The sequence below is a fragment of the Nocardia sp. NPDC001965 genome, assembly GCF_053594175.1.
Map to the genome: position 1 here is coordinate 272,999 of NZ_JBSFDZ010000006.1, position 10,652 is coordinate 283,650.

A 10,652-nucleotide genomic window follows, 5' to 3' on the forward strand; every position below is an offset into this window, starting at 1 on the left:
TATGAAGCAGCTGCAGGCGGGGCAGAACATCCCGCTGGCCGGTGGGATCGCCCGATTCGAAGTCGAAGCCGCAGTGCCGCTGACGTTGTCGGCGCTGGTGGTGAACGCGGATCTGCGGGTCGCCGCGGCGGCCGACGTGCTGGTGTCCGAACGGGCCACGGGGCCCGGAGTCCGGGTCGACGTGGCGGCCTCGGCCGTAGTCGTCACTCCCGGCGATATACGCGCCGACGCGGCGGCGGTGCTGCTGGTGGCCGCCGCGCAGAGCGGGATCGGTGTGGTCACCGCGTCGCTGACGGAGAACGACACTCCGGCAGCCGGGTTCGTGATCGCCCCGCAGGCCGGGGAGACCGCACTGATCTGTTTCGAACTGTATCGGCGGGGTCCGGGGTGGAAACTGCGCGCGGTGGGTCAGGGGTACGCGGGTGGTTTCGCCGAACTGCTGCGGGCGCACGGTGCCGACGGTTATGTCGATGCCGTACCGGCGGCCGCTTCCGCGGCGACGGTGCTCGACGCGACCGTCGCCGCTCCCGCCGCGGTCACCACACAGGCGGGCGCGCAGGCCGAGATCCCGCCCCTGGAGGTCGGTCACGGACTGGAACGGCTGTGGATGATCTTCGAGGACGCGGCGCGATCGGCCGCGGCCCTGGAATCGGCGCGTGGCTATGCGGCCGAACGGCTCGACCAGGAACTCTCGGCCGCGGTTTCCGATCCCGCTACCCGTAACACTCCCGCCGCGGACGCCGCGCGGGCGGCCGCCCAGCGGCGCCACGACGAGCTGACGACCACCGCCGAGAGCAACCACCGGCGCGACAGTCTCCAATTGCAGCGCGAACTGCACGAGGCGGACCCGGTGCTGCCGGCGGCGCTGGCCTCGTGGAATTCACCCGCCTGGGATCGGCCGGCCGCGCCGGCCGACGGTATTCGGCTCGGCGAGCTCTACGCACTCGACCGCGGGGCGCTACGGGTCCCGTACTGTGTGCCGGTTCCGCTGAACCGTCCGCTGTGGGTGGATACCGAATCGTCGGCGGCGGTGGCACCGGTTGTCGGCGCGCTGCTGGCCAGGCTGCTGCGGGCCGCCCCGGGCCGCCGGACCGTTGTCGACATCATCGATCTCACCGGTGCTTTCACCGGTTTCACCGGTATGCTCGCGCCGGTGCTGGCCGGGCCGCCGATCACCGATCATTCCGATATCTCACCCCGGCTGCAGCAGCTCGTGGATTCCGCCGAACTGGCGGAGATGGCCTACAACTCGGGGCAGGGGGCCGCGCCGGCCGAGCACCGGATCCTGCTCGCCGCGGATTTCCCGCACGGATACCAGGCTGCCGATGCGCAACGCCTGGTCGCCCTGCTGGCGCGTGGTGACCTGATCGGACTGTCGACCGTGATCGTGGGCGCCGACGAATCCGATTCCGGCGACAGCACAGTGGCCACCCTCTCGCGGGCCTGCCGCCATCTGCCGACGGTCGCGGGAACGCCGTTGTTCGATCCGTGGGCAGGCAACGCCTGGCAGCTGGATCTGGATCTGCTGCCGCAGGAACCCGAGCAGCGGGCGCGGATCCTGCGGGCGGGTTGAGGCGACGGGCCGGACGGCTGCCCAGCGGTCCGGCCCGGGAATCTTCGCGGGCAGCGATTAGTCCGCCGGTGATGTTCCGTCTTATCGGTTGAACGCGCTACCGACCCGGCGCGACCGACCCGAAGGACCCGAAATGACCATCGCCGACCCCACCGCCAGCTTCTCCGACGACGTGACCGCCGGTCCCGGCAAGATCCGCAACCGCGTGCTGTGGACCCTGCAGATCCTGCTCGGCCTTTTCTTCATCATCGCCTCCGGCGGCCCGAAGCTCGTCATACCGAACTCCCTGACCGAGAACGCCCCCGAGAATCTGACCATCCCCTTCGGGCTGCTCATCTTCATCGGAGTCGTGGAGGTCGCGGGCGGTATCGCCCTGATGGTGCCGCGGCTCAGTGCCCTGGCCGCCGCGGGTCTGTCCGTTCTCACCGTGCTCGCCGCCGGGACCCAGGCCTTCCTGGCCGGTGAGCCCGCCATGGCGATCTTCCCGCTGGTGCTCGCCGCGATCTTCGCCTGGATCGCCTATGAGCGCCGTGCCACGGTCACCGACCTGCGTAAGACGTTCTCGCGATGACGAATCCATGACTACGACCGGCGATCGGTGGCCATCCACCGATCGCCGTTCGTGCGTTCCCGGATCGGTCGCCCGTCGGGTCGGCGGCGACCTGTCCAGCGGCTATCTGGTCCGCGGTGCCTGCCCGGGCACCGGATCAGGTGGCCGTTGTCGCGTCTGCGGCGCCGGTCCGATACCCGACTCCGCGGTGGGCGCCGGCACCGGATCGGCATCCGTATCGCACCAGTTCGGTTGCGATGCAGTGATTTCGGTTGGGTAACGGCCGGAGCGGGGCGCTCGATAAGGCATCGAGGTCATATCCGTGGCCGGATCCAATTCGAAAGAACGGTTCGAAATGATGCGATTCGATCGCTCCCTCGTCGCGGGTGCGCTGCTGGCCGGTGCGGCGCTGTTGTCCGTGGCTCCCGCACAGGCACAGGTCTCGACGGAATCTCGGGTGATCGAGCTCCAGCCGGTCGAGGCGCAGCCGATCGATACGCAGACGATCGGCAACGGCGTGATCGCCAGCGGTTCGGCCGATCTGAACAACTTCTTCTGCGGAACACTCTGGCGTCCGGTCTGCTACCCCGACGGACTTCCGTACTGACCCGGTCGACCACCACAGAGGTAACACGGTTCGGGCGCCGACGTGTGCTCGCCGGCGGCACCGCCGTGCTCCCGGCCGGGGATACGACCGGGTGCCGGGCCCGGCTCCGGGCGTAGCGGCTATCGGCCCAGGCGGACGGGCGGGCGTTCGGATCCGCCGCCCGCCTGGGCCGACCGGCTCGAGGCTGCCGCGCCCGCGGGCTCCTGCGGCCGGACATGTTTCGCGGCGACCGCACCGGTCCAATGCGTTTCCCGGGAGATTCTGGGCCGCAGCATCTCGGGTAGCCACGGCAGCAGTGGATCGCCGGCGTTGTCGACCACCCCGCCGACCGGGTCGTCCACTCGGTCCCGGCGCACCAGATCCTGTTCGGGCCGGTAGATCTGCCGGATGATCAGGGCACACAATCCGATCACCGCGAGATCGCGCAGCAGCACCGTCGCGGTGAACCACTGCTCGGGCAGGCCCTTACGGTCCACCCCGAGGTAATAGAACATGCGCGGCACCCAGACCAGCGCGTCGATCGTCATCCAGGCCAGCAGTACACGGCGATGCGGTAGCGCCAAGACCGCGATCGGTACCAGCCAGAGCGAATACTGCGGGCTCCACACTTTGTTCGTCAGCAGGAACGCGGCGATCACCAGGAAGCACAGCTGGGCCAGCCGGGGGCGGCGCGGGGCGGTCAGGCCGATGTAGGCGATACCCAGACAGGCCGCGACGAACAGCAGCAGCGAGACGAGGTTGAGGATCGTGGGTGGCTCGCCGTGCCGCAGCACACCGTCGAAACCGGACCAGTCGGTGAACGACACCACCACGTTGTAGAGGGAATCGGGATCGGCGTGGCGTGTGGTGTTGAGGCGGAAGAACTCCCGCCAGCCGTCCGGGTACAGCAGGGCGATCGGCAGGTTGACCAGTGCCCAGGTACCCAGGGCGCCGCCGGCTGTCAGGCCGGCCGCGCCCAGTGGCCGGGCGCCCAGCAACCGGGTCCGGGCCGGGAGTTCCTCGAGCCAGCTGCGCAGGGCCGCGAAACTGCCGATATCGCGCAATCGGGTGGCCTGGTGTGCCCGCGGGGTGCGCTGCATCGGGTCGGCGCGCAGGCACAACACCACGATCGGGCCGAGCAGCAGCAGCGGATACAGTTTCGCCGCACCGCCCAGACCCAGCAGGATCCCGGCCAGCAGGGGCCGGCGCCGCGCCCACGCGAGCAGGCCCAGCGCGGCGAAAGCGGTCGCGAGGAAGTCGAAGTTGGTGAAGCCGTGCACGATCACCAACGGTGAGCAGGCCACCAGCGCCGCATCCCAGATCCGGCGTCCGGCCAGCAGCGCGGTCGCCCAGATGGTGACGAGCCAGGCCGCCGACAACCCCAGTGCCACCACGTTGAAGTACAGGACCACCTGCAACGCACCCGGCAGCGGGCTGGCATCCCAGCTCTTGGCCACCAGCATCGAGACGTACTGGTACATGCCCGACAGCACCGGATATTCCATATGGCGGACCTCGGTACCGCCGCCGGGGGTCTCCTCCACCCAGGATTTCTTGTACGGGAACGCGCCCTCGTTGAGCCGTTCGGCACCGTAGAGCGGCACCGTGTCGGAGTAGCACATGACGGTGTACTGGCGGCCGTTGTTCCAGTCGAGGGTGAGCAGGCCGCCCGAGGTCGTGGTCTGCTGGATACATCCGGCCTTTGCGAACCAGCCGAACGCCAGGAAGATCACCGCGAACGCCAGCAGCACCCGCATCGGCGTCCAGAACCGGGCACGCCCGATCAGGGCGTGATCGCCGACCGGGCCGCCCACGACCGTGCACAGCTGGGCGGTCATGGAATCGTTGCGGCTCGGTTTGTCGCGCCCGTCGGCCGAGCGCAGATCGCGGGCGAGCGGTGCGGGCGCATCGTAACCGGCTGTGTCGGCCCGGCCGGTTCGCCCGGTTCCAGGACCTACACCGTCGTCCGGCCCGCCCACCGGTCGCTGCTCACTCACGGCACTCGACGTTACCTGTTACCGGGGTCCCGGCCCGGACCGAGCCGGAGCCCCGGACAGTACTGCGGGTTTATCCACCCGGGCGCGGGTGGCTGTCGTCCTCACCGTCGCCGCCGTCACCGGAGGTATCGGTTCCGCCGCCCGCGCTGGGCGCCTGGGTGGCCGTCGGGGCCGTACTGGTCTGGCCGGCGGTCGGCTGCCCGGGCATCGGCCCCTCCCCGTTGCCCTGCGGCTGATTCTGTGGCTGCTGCTGGCTACGCGGGTTGGGCTGCACTCCCGGGACCGGGATGGTGATACCGGGCAGGATCTCCACCTGGCTCGGCTGGATCACCACCGGCGGCTCGAAGGTCGGCATCGTGGTGGACGGCGCCGTATAGGGGGCGGTCCACTTCGGCACACCGGCCTGGCCCTTGATCGGCGCGGGTTTGGGGAACTTCTCGTTGGGCGTGCCCTCGAGAGCGCCGTCCATCGTGCCCTTCCAGATATCCGACGCCAGGCCGGAACCATAGATCATCGCGCCGCCGTAGTTGCGCAGCGGAGAATTGTCGGTGCTGCCCACCCAGACGGCGGTGGACAGCGACGGCGTGTAGCCCACCATCCACACGTCTTTGTTCTCCCCGGTGTCACCCAGCTGGGCGGTGCCGGTCTTGGCTGCCGAGGCACGACCGCCGGCGAGCCCGTGGTTGCGCGAGTACCCGGCGATCGGTTCCATGGCCGCCGTGACATTGTCGGCGACGGCTTCGGAGACCCGCCGCTCGCCGGCCACGTCACCGCGATCGAGCAGCACCGTACCGTCCGCGGATACGACCTTGGTCACGAAATGTGGCTTGTGGTACATACCCGATGCCGCCAGCGTCGCGTAGGCCGAGGCCATATCCAGCGGGCGGGCCTGGTACTGGCCGAGCACGATTCCGTTGTTCGGGCCGGCGCCGCCGGGCTCCGTCAGCGTGGGGCCGACTCCTGGAAGCTCTTCGGGAATGCCCAGTTTGTGACCCATATCGGCGATCTTCTGGGGTCCGTTCTGCATTTCCAGCTGCATCCGGTAGAAGCTGGTGTTCAGCGAGCGTTTGAGCGCTTCGGCGATGGTGCAGACCCCGCACTGCTCGCCCTCGACGTTGGTGATCTCGATACCGTTCACCGTGATCGGCGAGCTGTCGTACATCTGCGACAGCGGGATACCGTTCTCCAGGTTCTGGGCCAAGCCGACCACCTTGAACGAGGAGCCGGTCTGCAGCGCGGCGTTCGCGAAGTCGTATCCGTAACCGTCCTCGCCACCGTAATAGGCTCGCACCGCGCCTGTTTTCGGGTCGATGGAGGTCACCGCGGTCCGCAGTTTGTCGGGCTCACCCTCCATGTTCTTGCGCGCGGAGTCCACCGCCGCCTGCTGTGCTTTCGCGTCGATGGTGGTGGTGATCTCCAGGCCTGCCGTGTTCAGCTGCTGTTCGCTGATTCCGGCCTCGGAGAGTTCGCGCAGTACCTGCGCTTTGATATGACCCTCCGGACCCGATGACTCGGTCTTCTGACCGGCCGCCGCCGACGACACCACCTGGGGGTAGGTCATGCCCGCGCGTTCGGTGGGGTTCAGGTTCCCGCCGGCGACCATACCGTCGAGCACGTAGTTCCAGCGGGACTTCGCGCCCTCGGGATTGGACTCCGGATCCAGCAGCGACGGCAGCTGGATGGTGGCGGCGAGTACCGCGCCCTCGGCGGGGCTCAGCTCGGACACCGGCTTGGCGAAATACGCCTTGGCCGCGGCATCGATACCGTAGGCGCCGCGCCCGAAATAGATGGTGTTCAGGTAGGCGGTGAGGATCTCGTCCTTGCTCCACTGTCGAGCCATCTTCGCCGAGATGACCAGCTCGTGCAGCTTACGGGTGAGGCTGCGTTCGTCACCGACGAGCGCGTTCTTCACATACTGCTGGGTGATCGTCGAACCACCACCGGCGCTTTCGCGCCCGAGCACATTGTCCCGGGCGGCGCGGGCGAAACCGGAGATCGAGAAACCGGGGTTGCTGTAGAAGTCCCGGTCCTCGGCCGCGATCACGGCGTTGCGCACATGCGGCGGAATCTGATCGATCGTCACATCGGTCCGGTTGCCCTGCGGCGGAACCACACGCGTGATCTCGGTTTCGCCGTCGGCGGCGAGAATCGTTGCGACCTGGTTGTTCTGGATATCGCCCGGTTCGGGCACCGAGACGGTGGAGTAGGCGATCAGGAACACCGTACTGGGAACCACGATGGCAAGCGCGACCAGCACGTATGCGGTCCTGCGCGCAATCTTCCACCAGTTCCGGCGTTTCTGTGCCGGACCGCGCCCGTCCGGGCCGCCGGGGCCGCCGGAACGGCCACCCGGGCGCCGTGGCGGCGGACCGCCCGCGGCGCCGGAGCGGGTGGGCCGGCCGTCGGGGCCGGTCGCCCGGCGCTCACCGGTATTCGGGCCGGGGCGTCCGGTCACCGGGCGTGGCCCGGTTCCGGTGCGTTCGCGGCGGGTCGTTTCGGTGGGCGCACCGGGTTGCGCCATTTTCGCGGTGCCCTGCTCGGCACGCGCCGCGCCCGGCTCCCCGGGACGGCCCATGCGCTGGGTGGGCTGATTGGGGGGCTGCCCCGGCGCGGGCCGTCCGGGCGGCGGGCCACCGGGACGCTGTGGCGGCTGCTGACCCCGGGGTGCTCCGGGCATCCCGCCGGTGTTCGGACCCGGTCGGCGGCCGTCGGGGCCGGGCCGGGGGCCGGGTGCCGGTGGGCGACCCGCGCCGTTCGGTCCGGGACGCGGTCCGTTCGGCCCCGGTCGCGGACCATTGGCGGCGGGTCGTGGGCCCGTCGCCGGCCCCGGTCGCGGGCCACCGGGGCCCGGTCGCGGACCGCCCGGTGCGGGCGGGCGTCCGCCCGGCGCGGGGCGCGGTGCGTTCGCGTTCGGTGCGGGGACCCGGTTGGGCACCCCCGGTCGCTGCTGCGGCTCTCGACCCGGAAGCGGTCCGCGCTGGGTGCGACCACCGCGCGGGTCATCGCCGGGTGGGGGCTCGTAGGGCGAAGTCACTGACAAGGTCTCCAAAGCTCGTATCGGTCTGATGGGCTCGCTCCGCGGCGCCCCGGGGGGCACGGCGCGTGCACCATCGTCGGGCCGGGCGGTCTCATTCCGCGGCGGTGCGCCGGTTCACTCGGGAGCCGGAACGCCGGCCCTGCGGCGCTTTCCCGAGCACATAGGACTGCACCAGATGATTCCAGCTGCATGTCCGGCACACCTCGACCACGTGAACCGAGAATTCCTCTCGGGTCTCGGCCAGGCGTACCAGCTCTTCCGGGCTGCGCGCGGAACCCGCGACCGGCCCGAGGCCGTCGCCGTAGACCCAGGATACGAGGGTGAGCTGTTCCTTCCGGCAGATAGGGCATGTGACCTCGCTCCCCCGGCCGTGAAATTTGGCCGCACGCAGCAGGTAGGGATTAGCGTCACATACCTCGGCGACATCGACACGGCCCGCATAGACGTCAGCCAGCAGCGACTTGCGCCGGAGCGCATAGTCGACCACTTGCCGCTGAATTCGCACGCTCCCAGAGTAGCGGTGATGTATTTGCGCCGCCCGCGGCTGCATCGGATCCGTTCGCTCGATATCGGCGCCGGCGCCCGCGCGCGCGAACCCGGCCGGACTTCGCGGGGTCCGAGGCATATTCGCACCGTGGGGGATTTTCCGGTCACCGCGGCCCGCGTTTCCCCGGTCGCGGGCCGGTTGCAGTTCCGGGCAGCGGACCGGGGTGACCACCGATTGGCGCACTTGGGCCATCGGAACACCGGTTTCCATATGACTGCGGGCGTGTGAACAGCTGAAGGAGGCAGCCGGCCGCCATCGCCGGACCCGTACGATTCGAAGGTGTCCACCGCAGTACCCGCCGATTCCATCCGCGCCCGGGATATCGACCGTGCCGAGACGTCCACCCTGCTGGACGCGGCATACGCGGAGGGGCAGCTCGGAGCCGGCGAATACCATGACCGGGTGGCGCAGGCCCGGGCTGCGAAAACCCTCGGTGAACTGCGCATTCTGGTGGCCGACCTGCAACCGCCCGCCGGTACGGATGCGGCGTTGTCGGGGGCTGCCCGCCGGACCGGGCCCGGGATACGCCGGATCGGATCGGGTACGGACTATCCGCCGCGTACGAAAGCCCGCGACTCCGACCGGGCGAACGCGGGTGAGCTGATCGATGCCGGACGGCGCGACGGCCAGCTGTCCGAGGAAGAACATCGCGTCCTGACCGAACTGCTGGGTTCGGCGCGTACGCTCGGCGAGCTGTCGGAGCTGGTGTCGGACCTGCAGGGCAGCAGGTCGGTACGAACCCGTCCGGTATCCGCCACCCGCTCCGGGCCGTTCGCGGCACTGATGGTCGTGCTGGGGTTGGTGGCCGCCTTCGTGGGGTTCGCGGTGACCAGCCCCGACTCGGATCCACCCGTGCCGGAAGCCGTGGCCGGGCCGGCATCGGGATGGGGCGAGGTGGCCCCTGTGGTGATCGAGACACCCGATCTCCTGACCGGCGAGGGTATGGCCCACTTCCTGGAGCGATACCGGGCGAAGTTCGGGGATATGGCGGCGGACTCCGTCGATTTCCACTCCGAGTTCGCCTCGATCAGCCGGGCGGTCCCGGGCGCGCCGAACCGGCAGATCGATTACGACTTCCGCGGTGGTTTCGCGCAGTCCGGTTCGGTGACCACCCGCCGCGCCGAGACGGTCGCGCTGGATCTGGGACAACTGGACCCGGCCGCTGTCGCCGCGGTGGTCGACACCGCGGTCCGGACCACCCGGGTCCCCGAGGGCGCGGTCTCCATGATCAGCATCGAGGTCGAGTCCTCCGGCGATCTCGCAGGCCGGCCGATCGTCTGGATCCTGGTTGGCAACAAGTTCAACGAATCGGGCTCGATATACACCGATTCCGCCGGTGCGGTACTGCGCGTGCGGGCATTCGAAGGGTAGAGCGAGTGGCGACGAACCGGATCCGGGCACGCGACAGCGACCGTGCCGATATCTGCGGACTGCTCGATACCGCGCTGGCCGAAGGCCAGCTCACCGCGAACGAACACGAGCAGCGAACCGCGGCCGCGATGCGGGCGAAGACATTCGGCGACCTCGATACGCTGATCGACGATCTGCAGATACCCGGCGATCTGGCGAAGGCGCCGGTACTGCGCGGGCAGCGACGATCCCGGCGGTGGGTGATCGCGGCGGCGGTGGCCGCCGCGGCGCTGGTGCTCGGCGGGGCGGCCGGGCTCACGGATCGGGCGACCTCCGGGTCCGCGCGGCCGGAGCTGCCGGATACGACGACGGCCGCCGGGATCGCCGGTTTCGTGGCGATCTATCGCGCCGAATTCGGCGATACGATCGCCGACGAGGTCTCGTTCTATCCCGAACATGTGTCCATCGAGCGCTACGACGCCGCCGCTAGGGTGAAGACCTCTTACACCTACCGGGGTGGGGAGTTCGACGGCTGGACCACCAGCACTACCCGTCGGCCCGAGGAACCCACTCTGGACCTGGGGAAAATCGACCTGACCGCGCTGGCCGGGCTGCTCGCCGGGGCGACCGCGACGGCGAAGGTCCCGGGTGGGGCGATCGGCCATATCTCGGCGCAGCACGAGACCTCCGCGTACGGCGAACCGGCACCGATACTGAGGATCTTCGTGGACAACGAAGCGAAATCGGACAGCGGCCACTTCGAGGTCGGCTTCGACGGGGAACCGTTGGTGGTCCACCCGATCGATTGACGGTGTTTTCGGCGACCGGGGTTTGCGGTCGGTGTGGGGACTCGCGTGTGCTGCTGGTGTGTTGCGCCGGGGGCGGGTGGGGGCTGTGGGCCCGTTCGCGAAGGTGCTGTGGTTTCGGCGGCGCGGGGTCGAGGCCCCCTGATGTCTCGCCGTTCAGGCCTCGAGACTCGCGCCTTCGGCGCATGCGCTTCGAGGCCTGAACG

General features: G+C 69.4%; 8 protein-coding genes. 5 read left to right on the top strand and 3 right to left on the bottom strand.

Going from position 1 to position 10,652, the window contains the following annotated elements:
- The first annotated feature begins 1 nt into the window (after position 1).
- From ACWCPQ_RS12880 to ACWCPQ_RS12890, 3 genes are all read left to right on the top strand, one after another.
- On the top strand, positions 2–1,573 hold the full coding sequence (locus ACWCPQ_RS12880) for a TerD family protein (RefSeq protein ID WP_449897845.1): 1,572 nt from the start codon (positions 2–4) through the stop codon (positions 1,571–1,573).
- A gap of 133 nt (positions 1,574–1,706) precedes the next feature.
- Entirely contained in the window at positions 1,707–2,144 is a 438-nt protein-coding gene (locus ACWCPQ_RS12885) for a DoxX family protein (RefSeq protein ID WP_449897847.1), read from the top strand.
- 334 nt (positions 2,145–2,478) lie between these two features.
- Positions 2,479–2,730: a hypothetical protein gene (locus ACWCPQ_RS12890; protein ID WP_449897850.1), complete on the top strand. Its 252-nt coding sequence runs from the start codon at positions 2,479–2,481 to the stop codon at positions 2,728–2,730.
- 119 nt (positions 2,731–2,849) lie between these two features.
- Here ACWCPQ_RS12890 and ACWCPQ_RS12895 read toward each other — a convergent pair whose 3' ends face one another.
- From ACWCPQ_RS12895 to ACWCPQ_RS12905, 3 genes are all read right to left on the bottom strand, one after another.
- Entirely contained in the window at positions 2,850–4,592 is a 1,743-nt protein-coding gene (locus tag ACWCPQ_RS12895) for a glycosyltransferase family 87 protein (protein WP_449897893.1), read from the bottom strand.
- A 184-nt stretch (positions 4,593–4,776) separates the two neighbouring features.
- On the bottom strand, positions 4,777–7,383 hold the full coding sequence (locus ACWCPQ_RS12900) for a transglycosylase domain-containing protein (protein WP_449897852.1): 2,607 nt from the start codon (positions 7,381–7,383) through the stop codon (positions 4,777–4,779).
- 451 nt (positions 7,384–7,834) lie between these two features.
- Positions 7,835–8,293 (bottom strand): DUF5318 domain-containing protein, encoded by a 459-nt coding sequence (locus ACWCPQ_RS12905; protein WP_449897853.1) that lies wholly within the window; start codon positions 8,291–8,293, stop codon positions 7,835–7,837.
- 276 nt (positions 8,294–8,569) lie between these two features.
- On the opposite strand from ACWCPQ_RS12905, the gene ACWCPQ_RS12910 reads away from it, so the two are divergent.
- Entirely contained in the window at positions 8,570–9,661 is a 1,092-nt protein-coding gene (locus ACWCPQ_RS12910) for a DUF1707 SHOCT-like domain-containing protein (protein WP_449897855.1), read from the top strand.
- Between the two features lie 5 nt (positions 9,662–9,666).
- Complete coding sequence (locus ACWCPQ_RS12915) at positions 9,667–10,449, top strand: DUF1707 SHOCT-like domain-containing protein (RefSeq protein WP_449897857.1); 783 nt, start codon at positions 9,667–9,669, stop codon at positions 10,447–10,449.
- Positions 10,450–10,652 lie beyond the last annotated feature (203 nt).